Source organism: Klenkia terrae (assembly GCF_900491935.1).
In the GTDB taxonomy this organism is placed as follows: Bacteria; Actinomycetota; Actinomycetes; order Mycobacteriales; family Geodermatophilaceae; genus Klenkia; species Klenkia terrae.
The window spans coordinates 2,847,815-2,865,779 of the sequence record NZ_UEXK01000004.1 but is presented as its reverse complement, the minus strand read 5'-3'; the positions used below and the strand labels follow the sequence as shown (position 1 = coordinate 2,865,779).

14 protein-coding genes are annotated in these 17,965 nt (G+C 73.9%); 6 read left to right on the top strand and 8 right to left on the bottom strand.

Features of this window, described 5'->3' with window-relative positions; translation table 11 throughout:
- The first annotated feature begins 21 nt into the window (after window positions 1-21).
- The 3 genes from LFA75_RS14380 to LFA75_RS14370 are packed head-to-tail and all read left to right on the top strand — an operon-like array spanning window position 22 to window position 4,249.
- Entirely contained in the window at window positions 22-1,368 is a 1,347-nt protein-coding gene (locus LFA75_RS14380; protein ID WP_225234303.1) for a hemolysin family protein, read from the top strand.
- Window positions 1,365-2,432 (top strand): hemolysin family protein, encoded by a 1,068-nt coding sequence (locus tag LFA75_RS14375; protein WP_225234302.1) that lies wholly within the window; start codon window positions 1,365-1,367, stop codon window positions 2,430-2,432. The genes LFA75_RS14380 and LFA75_RS14375 overlap by 4 nt, the downstream gene beginning before the upstream one ends.
- Before the next feature lie 11 nt (window positions 2,433-2,443).
- Window positions 2,444-4,249, top strand: a complete 1,806-nt coding sequence (locus LFA75_RS14370; RefSeq protein ID WP_225234301.1) for a S9 family peptidase — start codon at window positions 2,444-2,446, stop codon at window positions 4,247-4,249.
- Window positions 4,250-4,291: 42 nt separating this feature from the next.
- On the opposite strand, the gene LFA75_RS14365 is transcribed toward LFA75_RS14370, so the two are convergent.
- Entirely contained in the window at window positions 4,292-5,323 is a 1,032-nt protein-coding gene (locus LFA75_RS14365; protein WP_225234300.1) for an aspartate-semialdehyde dehydrogenase, read from the bottom strand.
- Window positions 5,320-6,585, bottom strand: coding sequence for an aspartate kinase (locus tag LFA75_RS14360; protein WP_225234299.1), 1,266 nt, complete (start codon window positions 6,583-6,585; stop codon window positions 5,320-5,322). Before LFA75_RS14360 ends, LFA75_RS14365 begins: the two co-directional genes overlap by 4 nt.
- A 59-nt stretch (window positions 6,586-6,644) precedes the next feature.
- Here LFA75_RS14360 and LFA75_RS14355 point away from each other — a divergent pair, with 59 nt between their 5' ends.
- The 3 genes from LFA75_RS14355 to LFA75_RS14345 all read left to right on the top strand — a co-directional run bounded on the left by LFA75_RS14355 (window position 6,645) and on the right by LFA75_RS14345 (window position 11,309).
- A complete protein-coding gene (locus tag LFA75_RS14355) occupies window positions 6,645-8,249 on the top strand; it encodes a phospholipase D family protein (RefSeq protein WP_225234298.1) in 1,605 nt (534 codons plus the stop codon).
- A 155-nt stretch (window positions 8,250-8,404) separates the two neighbouring features.
- On the top strand, window positions 8,405-10,135 hold the full coding sequence (gene leuA / locus LFA75_RS14350) for a 2-isopropylmalate synthase (RefSeq protein WP_225234297.1): 1,731 nt from the start codon (window positions 8,405-8,407) through the stop codon (window positions 10,133-10,135).
- A gap of 163 nt (window positions 10,136-10,298) precedes the next feature.
- Window positions 10,299-11,309: a hypothetical protein gene (locus LFA75_RS14345; protein ID WP_225234296.1), complete on the top strand. Its 1,011-nt coding sequence runs from the start codon at window positions 10,299-10,301 to the stop codon at window positions 11,307-11,309.
- 77 nt (window positions 11,310-11,386) lie between these two features.
- Here the strand turns inward: LFA75_RS14345 and mnhG are convergent, their stop codons facing one another.
- The 6 genes from mnhG to LFA75_RS14315 are packed head-to-tail and all read right to left on the bottom strand — an operon-like array spanning window position 11,387 to window position 17,954.
- The gene (gene mnhG, locus LFA75_RS14340; protein WP_225234295.1) at window positions 11,387-11,815 is read right to left on the bottom strand and encodes a monovalent cation/H(+) antiporter subunit G; all 429 of its coding nucleotides are present in this window, start codon (window positions 11,813-11,815) and stop codon (window positions 11,387-11,389) included.
- Window positions 11,812-12,141: a monovalent cation/H+ antiporter complex subunit F gene (locus LFA75_RS14335; protein ID WP_225234294.1), complete on the bottom strand. Its 330-nt coding sequence runs from the start codon at window positions 12,139-12,141 to the stop codon at window positions 11,812-11,814. Before LFA75_RS14335 ends, mnhG begins: the two co-directional genes overlap by 4 nt.
- Window positions 12,138-12,719, bottom strand: a complete 582-nt coding sequence (locus LFA75_RS14330; RefSeq protein ID WP_225234293.1) for a Na+/H+ antiporter subunit E — start codon at window positions 12,717-12,719, stop codon at window positions 12,138-12,140. Before LFA75_RS14330 ends, LFA75_RS14335 begins: the two co-directional genes overlap by 4 nt.
- On the bottom strand, window positions 12,716-14,296 hold the full coding sequence (locus LFA75_RS14325; RefSeq protein ID WP_225234292.1) for a Na+/H+ antiporter subunit D: 1,581 nt from the start codon (window positions 14,294-14,296) through the stop codon (window positions 12,716-12,718). The genes LFA75_RS14330 and LFA75_RS14325 overlap by 4 nt, the downstream gene beginning before the upstream one ends.
- Entirely contained in the window at window positions 14,296-14,883 is a 588-nt protein-coding gene (locus LFA75_RS14320; protein WP_225234291.1) for a Na(+)/H(+) antiporter subunit C, read from the bottom strand. The genes LFA75_RS14325 and LFA75_RS14320 overlap by 1 nt, the downstream gene beginning before the upstream one ends.
- Window positions 14,880-17,954: a Na+/H+ antiporter subunit A gene (locus LFA75_RS14315; RefSeq protein ID WP_225234290.1), complete on the bottom strand. Its 3,075-nt coding sequence runs from the start codon at window positions 17,952-17,954 to the stop codon at window positions 14,880-14,882. Before LFA75_RS14315 ends, LFA75_RS14320 begins: the two co-directional genes overlap by 4 nt.
- Window positions 17,955-17,965: the final 11 nt, after the last annotated feature.

The window sequence follows — 17,965 nt, the reverse complement described above, 5'->3', positions numbered from 1 at the left end:
CAACCCCCACGCTGGGGTCCGATGACCGAATGGCTGTTCCTGCTCGCCGCGGTCGTGCTCACCGCGCTCACCGGGTTCTTCGTCGCGGCGGAGTTCTCGTGCACCACCGTGGACCGCGGGCAGGCCGCCGAGGCCGCCGACGAGGGACGCCGGGGCGCCGCCGGCGTGGTGACCGCCCTCAAGGGCCTGTCCACCCAGCTGTCGGCCGCCCAGCTGGGCATCACGCTGACCACGCTGCTGGTCGGCTACCTGGCCGAGCCGGCGATCGGCGGGCTGCTGGACGGCCCGCTGGAGTCCCTCGGGCTGTCCGGCGGGACGGCGACCGCCGTGGCGGTGGTCCTGGGCATCGCCCTGGCCACCACGCTGCAGATGCTGCTGGGCGAGCTCGGGCCCAAGAACCTGGCCATCGCCAGCCCGCTGGCCGTCGCCTCCGCCGTCGCGCCCGGGATGCGGGCGTTCACCGCGGTGTTCGGGTTCCTCGTCCGCGCGCTGCAGCGGCTGGCCAACGCGATCGTGCGCTCGCTGGGCATCGAGCCGCGCGAGGAGCTGGACGACGCCCGCGGTGCCGGTGAGCTGGCCGCGGTCGCCCGGCGCAGCGCCGAGGAGGGCGACCTCTCCCCCACCGCCGCCCGGCTGCTGGACCGGTCCCTGGGCCTGCGGGACAAGTACGCCACCGACGTGATGACCCCGCGGACCCGGCTGGTCACCCTGCCCGACACCGCGACCGCCGCCGAGGTGGTCGAGGCCGCGGTGCGCTCGGGCAACAGCCGGTTCCCGGTCTGGCACGGCGACCTGGACGACGTCACCGGGCTGGTGCACGTCAAGCAGGCGGTCGCCGTCCCCGAGGACGAGCGGGGCACCCGCACGGCCGGGGAGCTCGCCCGGCCGGTGCTCGCCGTCCCGAGCACGCTGCGCCTGGACCCGCTGCTGGACCTGCTGCGCGACGAGGGCCTGCAGCTGGCCCTGGTGGTGGACGAGTGGGGCGCCACGCACGGCATCGTGACCCTGGAGGACATCGTCGAGGAGCTGGTCGGCGAGATCACCGACGAGACCGACCGCCCGCTGCGCCAGCTGCGCCGCCGCGGCGACGACGGCTGGGAGGTCTCCGGGCTGCTGCGCCCCGACGAGGTCCGGGAGCGCACCGGCATCCCGGTCCCCGAGGGCCGCTACGAGACCGTCGCCGGGTTCGTCACCCAGCAGCTGGCCCGGTTGCCCGCCGAGGGCGACGAGGTGACCGTCGAGGGCTACCGCCTCACCGTCGCCGGGCTGGAGGGGCGGCGGGTGGCCGTGCTGCACGCCGACCCGCTGCCGCCCCCGGACGACGGCGCCGAGCTGCCCGCCCGCCAGCACGAGGTGGCGCAGTCGTGAGCGACGTCCTCGCCCTGGCGGTCCTGGTCGCCCTCCTGCTGGGCAACGCGTTCTTCGTCGCCGCCGAGTTCGCGCTGGTCTCGGCGCGGGTGGACCAGATCGAGCCCCGCGCCGCCGCCGGGTCGGCCCGGGCGCAGCGGACGCTGGACGCGATGCGCAACGTGTCGCAGATGATGGCCGGCGCCCAGCTGGGCATCACGCTGTGCTCGCTGGGCCTGGGCGCGGTCGGCGAACCGGCCGTGGCGCACCTGATCGAGGTGCCGCTGGAGGCCGCCGGCGTCCCCGAGGGGTTCCTGGACCCGATCGCGCTGGTGGTCGCGCTGGGGCTGGTCACCGTGCTGCACATGGTGCTCGGGGAGATGGTGCCCAAGAACATCACCATCGCCGGCCCCGACCGCGCCGCGATCGCCCTGGGCCCGCCGATGACGAAGGTCGTCCGGGTGCTCAAGCCGCTGATCTGGTTCTTCAACACCACGGCCAACGGCTTCGTGCGGCTGTTCGGGGTGACCCCGACCGACGAGGTGTCGGCGAGCTTCGACAGCTCGGAGATCCGCTCGATGATCACCCAGTCCCGCAGCCAGGGGCTGCTCGGCGACGAGGTCGGCGAGCTGGCCGCCGGGGCGCTGACCTTCGAGACCCACGACGCCCGCTCGGTGCTGCTGCCCTCGGCCGACCTGGTCACCGTCGACCGAGGGATCACCCCGCGCGAGCTGGAGGCGGTCGTCGCCGAGCACGGGTTCAGCCGGTACCCGCTGTGCGCGCCCGACGGGTCGTGGGCGGGCTACGTGCACGTCAAGGACGTGCTGGGCGCCGCCGACCGGGACAGCCCGTTGCCCGAGGACGCCGTCGAGCACTTCGTCGAGGTGGCCGCCGACGAGCCGCTGCCCGAGGTGCTGCAGGAGATGCGCCGGGCCGGGGTGCACCTGGGCCGGGTGGTCTCCGACGGCGAGGTGATCGGGGTCGTCGCGCTGGAGGACGTGCTCGAGCAGCTCATCGGCGACGTCCGGGACGCCGCGGTGGACAGCCCGGCACCGTCGGTGGGCGGCGGCGCCGGCGGGAGGTGAAGGATGGGGGTGTGCTCCCCCCCGACGTCACCGCCCGCTGGCAGGCCCGTTTCCGCGCCCCCCGCGTCTCGCTGCCCGACTGGGCCGAGGACGCCCCGCAGCGCTGCCTGTTCGCCTCCGACGTCACCGGCGTCGTCGAGCAGTACACCTGGGACCGGGACACCGGTGCGCAGCGCCAGGTCACCGACCGGCCCAACGGCACGCTGGCGGCCACGCTGAGCCCGGACGGCGAGACCGTGTGGTGGTTCGCCGACACCGACGGCGACGAGTTCGGCGTCTGGCGCACCCAGCCCTTCGCCGGCGGCCCCGACGCCGTCGCCGTCCCCGAGGTGGAGCCCGCGTACCCGGCCGGCCTGGAGATCGGCCGCACCCTGGTGGCGATCGGCCGGTCCACCGACGACGGCAGCGAGCTGTGGCTGGCCCCGCACGGCCAGGCACCCCGGGTGTTCTACCGCACGCCCGACACCGCCTCGGTCGACGCGCTGTCCCGCGACGAGGACCGGCTGGTGCTCTCGCACTCCGAGCACGGCGACCCCCGCTACCCCGCGCTGCGGGTGCTCGACGTGGCCGCGCTGCCCGACGGGCACGCGCAGTCCGAGCCCGACAGCCCGTGGGTGGTGGCCGAGAAGTGGGACGGCGAGGAGCTGGGCCTGCACGCGCTGGGCTTCTCCCCCGTGCCCGGTGACCTCCGGCTGCTGGTCGGCCACGAGCGCCGCGGCCGCGAGGAGCTGCTGGTCTGGGACGTCGCCGCCGACACCGAGACCGAGCTGGTCCTGGACCTGCCCGGCGACGTGACGGCCGGCTGGTACCCCGACGGCTCGGCGCTGCTGGTCGGCCACGACCACGCCGCCCGCAGCGAGCTGTACCGCTACGACCTGGCCCCGGCCGAGCTGACCCGTCTGGAGACCCCGCCCGGCGTCGTCCGCGGCGCCACCGCCCGCCCGGACGGTTCGGTGGAGCTGGCCTGGTCCTCCTCCGAGCGACCGCCGGTGATCCGCCGGGCCGACGGCCCGGTCGTGCTGGCCGCCCCCGGCGACGAGCCCCCGGCCGGCTACCCGGTCGAGGACCGCTGGGTGCCCGGCCCCGGCGGGGACATCCACGCCCTGCTGGTCCGCCCGGCCGGCGAGGGGCCGTTCCCCACCGCGTTCCTGGTGCACGGCGGACCCGAGGCGGCCGACGACGACGGCTACCGGGCCCGCCGGGCCGCCTACGTCGACGCCGGGTACGCCGTCGTCCACGTGAACTACCGGGGCTCCTCCGGCTACGGCTCGGCCTGGCGCGACGCGCTCACCGGCCGGCCCGGGCTCACCGAGCTCGAGGACGTCGCCGCGGTGCAGGACGCCCTGGTCGCCGAGGGCGTCGTCGACCCGGCCCGCTGCCTGCTGTCCGGCGGCTCGTGGGGCGGGTTCCTCACCCTGCTCGGCCTGGGCACCCAGCCCGACCGCTGGGCCGCCGGCATCGCCGAGGTCCCGGTCGCGGACTACCTGGCCGCCTACGAGGACGAGATGGAGGGCCTGCGAGCCTACGACCGGGCGCTGTTCGGCGGCTCGCCGGCCGACGTCCCCGAGGTCTACCGCCGGTCCTCACCGCTGACCTACGTCGACGACGTCGCCGCCCCGGTCCTCGTGGTCGCCGGCGCCAACGACCCGCGGTGCCCGATCCGGCAGATCGACAACTACCTGGCCGCGCTCGTCGAGCGGGGCAAGGCGCACGAGGTCTACCGCTTCGACGCCGGCCACGGCTCGCTGGTCATCGAGGAGACGATCCGCCAGGTCGAGACCGCCCTGGACTTCGCCCTCCGCCACGTCGCGCCCTGAGCGGGGTCGCTGCGCACCGTTCCCCGGTGCGCAGCGACTCCACTACGCCTGAGCGGCGATGAGCTCCGCGATCTGGACGGTGTTCAGCGCCGCGCCCTTGCGGAGGTTGTCGTTGCTGACGAACAGGGCCAGCCCGTTCGGTCCGTCCTGCCGGATGCGGCCGACGTAGGACGGGTCCTGGCCCGCGGCCTGCAGGGGCGTGGGGACGTCGACGAGCTCGACGCCGGGCGCGGACGCCAGCAGCTCGCGGGCGCGCTCGACGGTGATCGCCCGGTCGAACTCCACGTTGAGCGACAGCGAGTGCCCGGTGAAGACCGGCACCCGGACGCAGGTGCCCGACACCCGCAGGTCGGGGAGGCCGAGGATCTTGCGGGACTCGTTGCGGAGCTTCTGCTCCTCGTCGGTCTCCCACGAGCCGTCGTCGACGACGGAGCCGGCCATCGGCAGCACGTTGAACGCGATCGGCGCGACGTAGACGGCCGGGTCGGGGAAGGCCAGCGCCGACCCGTCGTAGGCCAGCTGGTCGGCCTTCTCCACCACCGCGAGCGCCTGGCCGTGCAGCTCCCGGACGCCGGCGACGCCGGACCCGGAGACCGCCTGGTAGGTCGACGCGATGATCCGGACCAGCCCGGCCTCGTCGTGCAGCGGCTTGAGCACCGGCATCGCGGCCATCGTGGTGCAGTTCGGGTTGGCGATGATCCGGCCCTCGCCCGCGAGCGCGATGTCGCCGGGGTTGACCTCGCTGCAGACCAGCGGGATCGCCGGGTCCTTGCGGAACGCCGAGCTGTTGTCGATCACCGTCACGCCGGCGGCGGCGAACCGCGGCGCCTGGGCGCGGGAGGTGGTGGCGCCGGCGGAGAACAGCGCGACGTCCAGCCCGGTCGGGTCGGCGGTCGAGGCGTCCTCGACGGTGACCTCGCCGTCACCCCAGGGCAGGGTGGTGCCCGCCGAGCGCGCGGAGGCGAAGAACCGGATGCTCGCGAGCGGGAAATCCCGCTCGGCGAGGATCTGCCGCATCGCCACGCCGACCTGCCCGGTCGCGCCCACGACGCCCAGGTGCAGCGGGCGGCTCATCGCCCGGTCCCCCCGTAGACGACGGCCTCGACGTCCGAGCCCAGCTCGAAGGCGTCGTGCACCGCGCGGACGGCGAGGTCCACGTCGGCGTCCCGGCAGACCACGGAGATCCGGATCTCCGAGGTGCTGATCAGCTCCAGGTTGACCCCGGCGTCGGCCAGCGCGCCGAAGAACTTGGCCGAGACGCCCGGGTGCGAGCGCATCCCGGCACCGACCAGGGACACCTTGCCGATGTGCTGGTCGAACACGACGTCGGTGAACCCGACGGTGTGCTTGACCTTCTCCAGCGCGGCCAGCGCGGTGGGCCCGTCGCTCTTGGGCAGGGTGAAGGAGATGTCGGCGAGCTTGGTGGCCGCCGTCGACACGTTCTGCACGATCATGTCGATGTTGATCTCGGCGTCGGCCAGCACGCGGAACAGCTGGGCCGCCTCGCCCGGCCGGTCCGGGACCCCGTAGACCGTGATCTTGCCTTCGCTCCGGTCGTGCGCGACGCCGGAGATGATCGCCTGTTCCACCGTGAGGTCCTCCATCGAGCCGGACACCGTGGTGCCGGGGAGCTGGGAGTAGGAGCTGCGGACGTGCACCGGGATGTCGTACCGGCGGGCGTACTCGACGCACCGGAGCATGAGGACCTTCGCCCCGCAGGCAGCGAGCTCCAGCATCTCCTCGTAGGTGACGGTGTCCAGCCGCCGGGCGTTCGGGACGATCCGCGGGTCGGCGGTGAAGACGCCGTCCACGTCGGTGTAGATCTCGCACACGTCGGCGTGCAGCGCCGCCGCCACCGCGACCGCGGTGGTGTCGGAGCCGCCGCGGCCCAGCGTGGTGATGTCCTTGGTGTCCTGGCTGACGCCCTGGAACCCGGCGACGATGACGATCGAGCCCTCGTCCAGCGCCGACCGGAGCCGGCCCGGGGTGACGTCGATGATCCGCGCCTTGCCGTGGCTGGACGTGGTGATCACCCCGGCCTGCGAGCCGGTGAACGACCGCGCCTGGTAGCCGTGCACCGAGATGGCGATCGCCAGCAGCGCCATGGAGATGCGCTCGCCGGCGGTCAGCAGCATGTCCAGCTCGCGACCGGGCGGGTCCGCGGTGATCTGCGAGGCCTGGTCCAGCAGGTCGTCGGTGGTGTCGCCCATCGCGGACACGACGACGACGACGTCGTGCCCGGCCCGCTTGGCCGCCACGACGCGCTCGGCGACGCGCTTGACGCGCTCGGCGTTGGCGACGGACGAACCGCCGTACTTCTGCACGACCAGGGCCACGGGGCCCGAGACTACCGCCCGACCAGCCGGATCCCCGCCGCGGTGGTGTGATCACCTGCGTGCCCGAACCCGAGGACGACGCCCGCGCCTGGCTGCTCACCACCGCCGAGCGCGACAACCCGGCCACCGCGATCCCGGCCTGGACGGCGGGGAACGACGCCGTCCCGCTGGTTCACGGAGCCGCCTACTTCGACCGGCTGGTCGACGCCGTGGAGGACCTCGGCCCCGGCGACCACCTCTTCTTCACCGACTGGCGCGGCGACCCGGACGAGAAGCTGCGCCCCGACGGCCCGACCGTCGACGAGCTGTTCTCCCGGGCGGCCCGCCGCGGCGTCTGCGTCCGCGGCCTGGTCTGGCGCTCGCACTGGGACGGGCTGAGCTTCTCCAAGGAGCAGAACGCCAGCCTGGACCGCGAGCTGGAGGAGGACGGCGCGGTCGTCGTCCGGGACCAGCGGGTCCGCCGGCTGGGCAGCCACCACCAGAAGCTGGTGATCTGCCGGCACCCGCAGGACCCCTCCCGCGACATCGCCTTCGCCGGCGGCATCGACCTCGGGCACACCCGCCGGGACGACGCCGAGCACCGCGGCGACCCGCAGCCGCAGGACATGTCCGACGCCTACGGGGACACCCCGCCCTGGCACGACGTCCAGCTGCAGCTGCGCGGGCCCGTCGTCGGCGTCCTGGACGACTGCTTCCGGGAGCGCTGGGACGACCCGACCAGCCCGGCCTCGGAGAACCCGGTGGCCTGGCTGCACGACAAGACTCTGCAGTGGCTGGGCCGCAACCAGATGGACGCCACCCCGCTGCCCGAGCAGCCGCCGGCGCCGCCGGAGTGCGGGCCGCACCTGGTGCAGACGCTGCGCACCTACCCCAAGGTCTGGCCGGCCTTCCCGTTCGCGCCGGAGGGCGAGCGGTCGATCGCCCGCGGCTACACCAAGGCACTGACCCGGGCGCGCCGGCTGGTGTACCTGGAGGACCAGTACCTGTGGTCCACCGACATCGCCGACCACCTGGCCTCCTCGCTGCGCGAGCACGAGACGCTGCAGCTGGTCGTCGTCGTCCCGCGGGTGCCCGACCAGCAGGGCGCGTTCTCCGAGCGCCCGCAGCAGCACGGCCAGGGCCAGGCCATGGAGCTGCTGCAGGAGGCCGCCCCGGGCCGGGTGCACGTGTTCGACCTGGAGAACCACGAGGGGACGCCGGTCTACGTGCACGCCAAGGTCTGCGTCGTCGACGACGTCTGGGCCGAGGTCGGCAGCGACAACATGAACCGCCGTTCCTGGACCCACGACAGCGAGCTGTCCAACGCCGTCCTGGACCCCACCCAGGACCCCCGCGAGCCCCGCGACCCCGCCGGGCTCGGCGACGGCGCCCGCACCTTCGCCCGGGACCTGCGCCTGGAGCTGGGCCGCGAGCACCTGGACCGCACGGACGACGAGGGCCTGCTGGACCCCGACGAGTTCGTCGCCGCGTGCGTGGCCACGGCCGACGCGCTGGAGGCCTGGTACGCCGGTGGCCGGGTGGGGCCGCGCCCGCCGGGCCGCATCCGCCCGCACCGCCGTCCCGAGCTGACCCGGGTCGAGCAGCTGTGGGCCACCCCGCTGTACCGCCTGGTCCACGACCCCGACGGCCGACCGCTGCGGCTGCGCCGTAGGCACACCTTCTGACCGGGCGCTGCTACGGTGGCGGCGTGCGCGGCAGCCTCCTCCTTATCCGCCGCGGCGAGGCCCTCTCCTAGGTCGGCTCCCTCGCCGCGGTGATCGCGCGTGCCCACCCCGCGCTGCCGGACCGCACACCTCGGCACACCAGGAGAGCCACCGCCATGAGCACCCACCCGCACGCCCGCAACACCCAGCAGCCCTCGGCGATGCCGATCGGCAAGTACGCGCCGTTCGCCGCCGTCCCGCTGCCCGACCGCACCTGGCCCGAGCGCACCACCACGGTGGCCCCGCGCTGGTGCGCGGTCGACCTGCGCGACGGCAACCAGGCGCTGATCGACCCGATGACCCCCGACCGCAAGCGCCGGATGTTCGAGCTGCTGGTCGGCATGGGCTACAAGGAGATCGAGGTCGGCTTCCCCGCGGCCAGCCAGACCGACTACGACTTCGTCCGGCAGCTGATCGAGGACGGGCTGATCCCGGACGACGTCACCATCCAGGTGCTGACCCAGGCCCGCGACGAGCTGATCGAGCGGACCTTCGAGTCCTTGGTCGGGGCGAAGCAGGCGATCGTGCACCTGTACAACTCGACGTCCACGCTGCAGCGCCGGGTCGTCTTCAACTCCGACAAGGCCGGCATCGTCGACATCGCCGTCCACGGCGCCCGGCTGGTGCGCAAGCTGGCGGAGGGCATGCCGGAGACCGAGATCCGCTACGAGTACTCCCCCGAGTCCTTCACCGGGACCGAGCTGGAGTTCGCCGTCGAGATCTGCGACGCGGTCACCGACGTCTGGGAGCCCACCCCGGACAACCCGACGATCCTCAACCTGCCGGCGACCGTGGAGATGGCCGAGCCGACCGTCTACGCCGACCAGATCGAGTGGATGCACCGCAACCTGGGCCGCCGGGACTCCGTCGTGCTCTCCCTGCACCCGCACAACGACCGCGGGACGGCGGTCGCGGCCGCCGAGCTGGGCTACCGGGCCGGCGCGGACCGCATCGAGGGCTGCCTGTTCGGCAACGGCGAGCGGACCGGCAACGTCGACCTGGTGACCCTGGGGCTGAACCTGTTCAGCCAGGGCATCGACCCGCAGATCGACTTCTCCGACATCGACGAGATCCGCCGCACCGTCGAGTACTGCAACCAGATCGGCGTGCACGAGCGGCACCCCTACGGCGGCGACCTGGTCTACACCGCGTTCTCCGGCTCCCACCAGGACGCGATCAACAAGGGCTTCGCGGTGATGAAGGCCGACGCCGCGGCCGCCGGGGTCGGCGTCGACGACATCCCGTGGGCCGTGCCGTACCTGCCGATCGACCCCAAGGACGTCGGCCGCAGCTACGAGGCCGTGATCCGGGTGAACAGCCAGTCCGGCAAGGGCGGCGTCGCCTACATCATGAAGACCGAGAACCAGCTGGACCTGCCCCGGCGGCTCCAGATCGAGTTCTCCGCCGTCGTGCAGCGGCACACCGAGGACGAGGGCGGCGAGGTGACCGCGGAGCAGATGTGGTCGGCGTTCTCCTCGGAGTACCTGCCCGACCCGCACGCGCCCTGGGGCCGGCTGGCGCTGACCGGGCACCGGCACGTCGCCGGCGGTGGCGGGCCCGACGAGATGACCGTCGAGCTGACCGACGACGGCGTCCCGGTGAGCCTGACCGGTCGGGGCAACGGCCCGATCGCCGCCTTCGTCGACGCGCTGCACGGCATCGACGTCGACGTCCGGGTGCTGGACTACGCCGAGCACGCCCTCTCCTCCGGCGGCGACGCCCGGGCCGCGGCCTACGTGGAGTGCGCCGTCGGCGAGCGCGTGCTGTGGGGCGTCGGCATCGACCCCAACATCGTGTCGGCGTCCCTGCGCGCGGTCGTCAGCGCCGTCAACCGCGCCCTCCGCTGAGGTAGCCGGCGCGGGTGAGCCGCGCTGTGGTGGGGTGAGCCGCCGTCGACCGCGGCTCACCCCGCACCACCGCGGCTCACCCTCGCCGTCCACAGGCGGAGGCGGCATCCACAGATGTCGTCGCAGCACCCCTGACCTCCGTCGGGGCAGGCAGCCTCGCCGCATGACCGCGCTGCAACCTCGCCCGTCGACGTCGTGGACCGAGCAGGTCTTCAGCCGGGAGCAGGCGCGGGCTGCGGGATGGACCGACGCCGAGGTGCGCAGCAGGCTCGCCTCCGGCAGCTGGACGGCCCTGCGCCGCGGTCTCTACTGCGCGACGGCCGACCTGGACGGGGCCACCGCGGGCCGTCGCCTGCACCTGGAGCTGCTCGCCCTGCAGCGGCACCTGGACCGGCCGACCGCCGCCTTCAGCCACCGCACGGCGGCGCAGCTGACCGGCATCACCACGTTCGGGGCCGGGGACGGCGAGCACCGACTCGTCGACCCCACGCGGTGGCGGTCCGGCGCCGACTACCGGATGACCCGTGCCGAGCTTCCGGTGGGCGACCTCGCCCGCCGCGGCCCCTTCACGGTGACCAGTGCTGCCCGCACCCTCGTGGACCTCTGCCGCGAGCTCGACGAGCTCGACGCGGTCGCCACCCTGGACCGCGCCCTGCTGCGCGGGCAGGTCACCCGCGAGGCCCTCGACCTCGCGGTGCAGCGGGCACGGTTCGTCCGCGGGACACCGCTGGCCCGTCGGGCGGTGGAGCGCTCGAACGGTCGGTCGGAGTCGTGGCTGGAGAGCGCGTGGCGGGTGCGGCACCTGGCTGCCGGGCTGCCCGAGCCGGAGCTGCAGGTGGAGATCTGGGCCGGCGGACGGCTGGTCAAGGTGCTCGACGGGTACCTCCGCGCCCAGGCGATCGGCTTCGAGACCGACGGGAAGATCAAGTTCACCGACCCGTACGGCGGTCGGGACCCGGCAGAGGTGCTGTGGGCCGAGAAGCGGGCCGAGGATGCTGTCCGGGCACTCGGCATCCGGGTCGTGCGGCCGACGATGGTGGACATCGGGTCCGGCTGGGCGGCGTTCGAGGCGAGGGTGGCGCGGGAGGTGGCGGCGCCCGTGCCGGCGCTGCAGCCGTTCACCGCGGTGCAGCGCGACATCGGGCGGCTGCGGCCGCCGACGTCCCGGGGGTGAGCCGCGCCGTGGTGGGGTGAGCCGCCGTCGACAGCGGCTCACCCCTACCACCGCGGCCCACCCTCGCCGGAAGGGCGCTAGGAGGTGGTGCGGGAGTCGGCTTCGGGGCCGTCGGCGGGTTCGTCGGCGTCCGGGGCGCCCTCGGGGTGCACCGGGTGCGGGCGGGCGGGCAGCGGCGCCGGCGGGGTGCCCAGCTCGTCGACCAGCAGCCGGGCCCGGCGCACGTGCCGGCGGCGGTAGGCGATCCGGCTGACCATGTGCGCGCTGACCGGCGCGGTGATCAGCTGGGACACCGCGACCAGCACCAGCATCCACACGATCGGCTGACCGGTGAGCCGGATGACCGCCCCGGTCATCACCAGCAGCACGCCGAGCACCTGCGGCTTGGTGGCCGCGTGCATCCGGTTGAGCACGTCGGGGAACCGGACCAGGCCCAGGCCTGCGGTCAGGCAGAGGAAGCAGCCGGCGACCAGGCAGATCGAGGCGACGAGGTCGGCGGCGTTCACGGGGTGCCCTCCGGGCGGCCGGCGAGGTCGGCGTCGGACGGGGTGGCGTCGGCGGGGGTCTCGGCGGCGACCAGCATGCCGCCGATGTAGCGGGCCACCGACACCGAGCCGACGAACGCCAGCAGGGCCACCACCAGCAGCACCGGCTCCAGCGAGATGTCCCGGTAGACCGCGCAGTAGACGGCGATACCGCAGGCGATGGTCACCAGCAGCGCGTCGGTGGACACCACCCGGTCCAGCAGGGAGGGCCCCATCGCCAGCCGGGCCAGGATCAGCACGGCCCCGGCGCCCAGCAGCGCGAAGCACACGATCGCCACGACGGTCACTGCTGGCTCATCCTCTCGGTCCCCTCGGTCTCCGGGGTCTGCGTGCCGGGCTCGTCGAGCCGGGCGATGTCCTCGGCCGAGCCGAAGGCCCGCACCACGCGGTCCTCCATGCCCAGCACGTTGGCCCGCTGCCGCTCGACGTGCTCGAGGTCGCGCACCTGCACCAGGTGGATCGCCATCACCGAGTGCTCCCGGTCCAGGTCCAGCACCAGCGACCCGGGCACCAGCGACAGGGCCTCGGCGATGACGGTGAGCAGCAGGTCGGAGTCGGTGCGCAGCTGCACAGTGATGATCGCCGAGCGGTGCCGGCCGGGCCGGAACGCCAGCCAGGACACCTCGACGCTGGAGATCAGCAGGTCGACCAGGAACCGGCCGACGAAGCGCATCGCGGCCAGCGGGCGGAACCGGCCCGAGGCCTCCACCGCCGGCAGCGGCAGCAGCGTGGTGACCACCAGCGCGACGGCGGCGCCGCCGAGCAGGTTCGCCCAGGAGAACGTGCCCCACAGCAGGTTCCAGACCACGACCAACCAGACCAGCAGCGGCAGCTGGTGGCGCAGCCGGGACACCCGCGCGGTCACCGGATCTCCTGGTCGCCGAAGACCGACTCGAGGTAGGGCGTGCGGTCCAGCAGGTCGGTCGCGGCCCGGTCGGCCACCCCGTACAGGACGCCGCCGAACACGGTGATCGCCAGCGTGACCGCCACGAACGCGGCGGTGGCGGCGACCATGGTGCGCGGCAGCCGGTTCTCCGCGATCTCGGCGGTGGTGGTGGCGGTGCCGGCCGCCGGGCGGACCTCGGCGACGTCCTCGTCGGCGGTGTCCACCGAGCGGGGCCGCCAGAACGCCCGGCCCCAGACGCGGGCGATGGCCACCAGGGTGAGCAGGCTGGTGACGACGGCGCCGCCGACCAGCACGTAGGGCCCCACCCCGCCGACCGCGACGCCGGCCTCCAGCAGCCCGAGCTTGCCGATGAAGCCCGACAGCGGCGGGATGCCCGCCAGGTTCATCGCCGGCACGAAGAACAGGATCGCCAACAGCGGGGACGCCTTCGCCAGCCCGCCCAGCTTCTCGGTGTTCGTCGTCCCGCCGCGGCGCTCGACCAGGCCGGTGGCCAGGAAGAGCGTGGTCTGGATGGCGATGTGGTGGACGACGTAGAAGATCGCGCCGGCGAAGCCGGCCGTCGTCCCGAGGGCGATGCCGAACACCATGTAGCCGATGTGGCTGACCAGGGTGAACGAGAGCATGCGCTTGACGTCGGTCTGCGCGACCGCGCCGAGGATGCCGACCACCATCGTGGCCAGCGCCGCCCACAGCAGCAGGTCGTCGAGCGCGCCGTCGGGGAACAGCAGCGTGTTGGTCCGGATGATCGCGTAGACGCCGACCTTGGTCAGCAGCCCGGCGAACACCGCGGTGACCGGCGCCGGGGCGGTCGGGTAGCTGTCGGGCAGCCAGGCCGACAGCGGGAACACCGCGGCCTTGATCCCGAACGCGACGAGCAGCATCGACTGCAGCAGCACCTGGGTGCCCGCCGGCAGCTCGCCCAGCCGGACGGCGAGCTGGGCCATGTTGACCGTGCCGGTGGCGGCGTAGACCAGCCCGATCGCGGCCAGGAAGACCAGCGAGCTCATCAGGCTGACCACCACGTAGGTGATGCCGGCCCGGATGCGGCCCGCGGTGCCGCCCAGGGTGAGCAGCACGTAGCTGGCCGCCAGCAGCACCTCGAAGCCGACGTAGAGGTTGAACAGGTCCCCGGCCAGGAACGCGTTGCTCACGCCGGCGACCAGCACCAGGTAGGTCGGGTGGAAGATCGACAGCGGGGTGTCGGTCTCGTCCCCGTCGGCGACACCCTGGCCGACGGCGAACACCAGGACGCCGAGGGTCACGGTGTTGGCCACGACCAGCATCAGCGCGCTCAGCCGGTCGACCACCAGCACGATGCCCAGCGGCACCGGCCACCCGCCCACCGACACCGACGTGGCGCCCTGCGAGTCGGCCATCACCAGCAGCGACACCGACACGGCGAGCACCGCGCTCAGCACGACGATGCTCAGCGTCCGCTGCAGCTGGGGGTGCCGGCCGACCAGCAGCGCGCCGGCGGCCCCGAGCAGCGGCAGCAGCACCGGCAGCGGGGTGAGCACCCGGATGACGTCGTCCATCAGTACTTGTCCCGCCCGTGGCCGCCGGCGGGGGTCCGACGGACCTCGCCCACGGCCTTGGCCTCGGCCGACTCGTTCTCGGCCTCGACGGCCCCCGCGAGGCCCAGTGCGACGTCGTCGGAGGGGGTCTCCGGATCGTCGCGGCGCGGGCCGGCCTCGACGGTGAACCCGTCCCCGGGCCCGCGGTCGGCGGGGTCCATGAGCTCGGGGTCGCGCTCGTCGGCGTCGATCTCCTCGCGGGTGGCGACCCGGAGGTCCTCGGCGTCGTCCTGCACGACCTCGTCGCGGACCAGCCGCCACGACCGGTAGATCATCGCCAGCACGAACGCGGAGATGCCGAACGTGATGACGATGGCGGTGAGCACCAGCGCCTGCGGCAGCGGGTCGTTGATCGCCGACTCGTCGTCGACCGGGAGGATCGGGGCGAGCCCGGCCACCCCGCCGGCGGACAGCAGCAGCACGTTCGCGGCGTTGCCCAGCAGGAGGAAGCCCAGCAGCACGCGGGTCAGGCTGCGGTCCAGCAGCAGGTACACGCCGGCGGCGTAGAGCCCGGCCACGATGACCGGCAGCACGATCGTGGGGGTCATCGGTCGCCTCCCTCGGGGGTCGGGGGTCGGGGGTCACCAGGTCGGGACNCTGATCGGCCTGGTCGTCCTCGGTGCCGCGGCGCTGGCCGTCCGGATCCGGCAGCGGCTGTCGGCGGTGCTGGTGGTCGGGGGTCACCAGGTCGGGACGCGCCCACCCCGGCGCCGACCGCACCGGTGCCGCTGCCGTCGCCGTCCTCGGAGGGCCGGTCGTCCTCGTCGTCGTCGGCCTCGTCGTCGGCGTCGATCTGCGCGCCGAGGCTGCGGAGGACGTCGAGCACCAGGCCGATGACGATCAGGTAGACCCCGGTGTCGAAGAACAGCGCGGTGACGAGCTTGACGTCGCCGAGCACCGGGAAGGTGCCCTGCAGGATCGTGGTCTGCAGTGCGTCGGCGCCCAGCACCAGCCCGGCGATCCCGGTGCCGCCGGCCAGCAGCAGACCGCCGCCCAGCAGCTTGCCCGGGTCGACCGGCGCGGCCTCGCCGAGCTCGTACCGGCCGCCGGCGAGGTAGCGCAGCACCAGCGCGAGGCCGGCGACCAGGCCGCCGGCGAACCCGCCGCCGGGCACGTTGTGCCCGCTGAACAGCAGGTAGACGCTGAGGACGACGATCGTGTGGAACAGCACGCGGGTGACCACCTCGAGGATGACCGACCGGCGCTGCGGGGCCAGGGTCGCGCTGGCGGCCAGCCAGCGGTCGCGCGGTGCGCGGCGGGCGGCCTCGGAGGTGCTGACCTCGCCGGTGGCCCGGGCGACCGAGCCGGTGCGCTCCCGGAGGAAGACCAGGCTGGCCACGCCGGTGGCCACCACGACGAGCAGCGACACCTCGAGCATCGTGTCCCAGGCCCGGATGTCGACCAGGATCACGTTGACGATGTTCTCGCCGCCGCCGAAGTCGTAGGCCTGCTGCGGGTAGTCCACCGACACCGGGGTCGCCGTCCGGGCGCCGAGCGCCACGATGCCCACCCCGCCCATGAGCAGGCCGACGGCGACGGCGATCAGCCCGCGGGCGGTGCGCTCCTTGGCCCGGTGCCGGTCGGAGATGTCCTTGGGCAGCTTGCGCAGGACCAGCACGAAGGTGACCAGGGTCAGCGTCTCGACCAGGAACTGGGTCAGCGCCAGGTCCGGCGCCCCCTGCAGGGCGAACAGCAGGCCGACCCCGTAGCCGGTGACCCCGACCACCAGCACCGCCGACAGCCGCTGCCGGATCCGGACGGCCAGCGCCGCGGCACCGAGGACGACCAGGCCGATCAGCGCCTGGGCCGGGGTGTCCCAGGCGCGCAGGTCGTCGGGCCAGGGCGCGCGGAAGACCAGCATCGAGCCCGGCAGCGCGACCAGCACGACCAGGATCACGCCGAGGTAGGTGGGCAGCGACCCGCGCTGGGTGGTCCGGGTGGTGTTCTGGGCCAGGACGTCCAGGCCGCGCATGGTGTGCCAGTAGCCCTCGTCGGCCGAGGCGTCGACGGCCACCCGGCGCTGCAGCCGGGCGACGAGGTCGCGGGCGGCGAACAGCGCCAGGCCGCCGCCGAGGGTGACCAGGGACAGCAGCAGCGCCGGCTGCCAGCCGTGCCAGAGCGCCAACTCCTCGGCCTCCTCCGCGACCAGCGGCAGGGTGTCGGCGTAGGGCGCGACCAGCGGCTCGAGCAGCCCGGAGAACGGCCCGGCGAGCAACCCGAGGACGGCGAGAACGGCGGGCGCGGCGAGGAAGGCCGGTCCCGGGCGGTGCAGGTGCTCAGGGCTCGGCCGGTCGGCGGCGCAGCGCCGCAGCGACCCGCCGGTGCCGAAGGCGCCCCACAGGAAGCGCGCGGTGTAGGCGACGGTGAGCACCGACCCGAGCAGCAGCCCGAGCAGGGTGAGCGAGGCCCAGCCCCGGCTCTCCAGGCCGCCGTCGAGGAAGGCGGTGAACGCCGCCTCCTTGCCGACGAAGCCCAGCAGCGGGGGCAGCCCGGCCATCGACGCCCCGGCCAGCGACGCGATCACCGCCAGCACGGGCAGCCGCTTCCCGAGGCCGTTGATCTCGCGGAGGTCCCGGGTGCCGCAGGTGTGGTCGACCACGCCGACGACGAGGAAGAGCGTGGACTTGAACAGGCCGTGGGCCAGCAGCATCGCGATGCCGGCCGCGGCGGCCTCCCGGCTGCCGGTGCCGACCAGCACCATCAGGAAGCCCAGCTGGCTGACCGTGCCGAAGGCCAGCAGGAGCTTCAGGTCGTACTGCCGCAGCGCCCGGTAGCCGCCCAGCAGCATGGTGGCCAGGCCGAGCCCGATCACCACCGGCTTCCAGCCCGGGGTGTCGGCGAAGCCGGGCGCGAGCCGGGCGACCAGGTAGATGCCGGCCTTCACCATCGCCGCGGCGTGCAGGTAGGCGCTGGTCGGCGTGGGCGCCTCCATGGCGGCCGGCAGCCAGAAGTGGAAGGGCACCATGGCCGACTTGGTGACCGCGCCGGCCAGCACCAGCAGGACGCCGACGGTCACCACCGGGCCGGTGCCCGGGTTCGCCACGACCTCGCTGAGCAGGTAGCTGCCGCTGGCCTGGCCGATCATGATCAGCCCGACCAGCATGGCCAGCCCGCCGGCGGTGGTCACGATCAGCGCCTGCTGCGCGGCGCGGCGCCCGGCGACCTTGGCGCCGCTGCCGCCGATCAGCAGGAAGGAGAAGACGGTGGTCAGCTCCCAGAACACGTACAGCAGGAGCATGTCGTCGGCGACGACGAGACCGAGCATGGAGCCGGCGAAGGCCATGAGGACGCCCGCGAACCGGCCCAGCCCCTCGTCGCCGGGCTCGAAGTACCGCGCGCAGTAGACGAAGACCAGCGCGCCGACCCCCGTGACCAGCGCGGCCACCGCCAGCGCGAGGGAGTCCAGTCGCAGCGTGACGTCGAGGTCCAGCGCCGGGATCCAGGTGGTCCGCTCGTCGACGGTGCCGCCGTCCAGCACGGTGGACAGCTGGGCGGCCAGCCACGCGAACCCGGCAGCCGGCACGAGGGCCAGGGCGTAGTACGCCGAGCGCCCCCACCAGCGCACCAGCAGCGGCGCCAGGACGGCGGCCACGAGGTGTGCGAGGAGGAGCAGGCCCACAGGTCTCCCGG

Excerpts from the sequence above, each read along its gene's own strand:
- LFA75_RS14320 (WP_225234291.1), bottom strand. The coding sequence starts at position 14,883 with ATGACCCCCACGATCGTGCTGCCGGTCATCGTGGCCGGGCTCTACGCC.
- LFA75_RS14365 (WP_225234300.1), bottom strand. The coding sequence starts at position 5,323 with ATGAGCCGCCCGCTGCACCTGGGCGTCGTGGGCGCGACCGGGCAGGTC.
- LFA75_RS14345 (WP_225234296.1), top strand. The coding sequence starts at position 10,299 with ATGACCGCGCTGCAACCTCGCCCGTCGACGTCGTGGACCGAGCAGGTC.
- leuA (WP_225234297.1), top strand. The coding sequence starts at position 8,405 with ATGAGCACCCACCCGCACGCCCGCAACACCCAGCAGCCCTCGGCGATG.
- LFA75_RS14325 (WP_225234292.1), bottom strand. The coding sequence starts at position 14,296 with ATGGACGACGTCATCCGGGTGCTCACCCCGCTGCCGGTGCTGCTGCCG.
- LFA75_RS14380 (WP_225234303.1), top strand. The coding sequence starts at position 22 with ATGACCGAATGGCTGTTCCTGCTCGCCGCGGTCGTGCTCACCGCGCTC.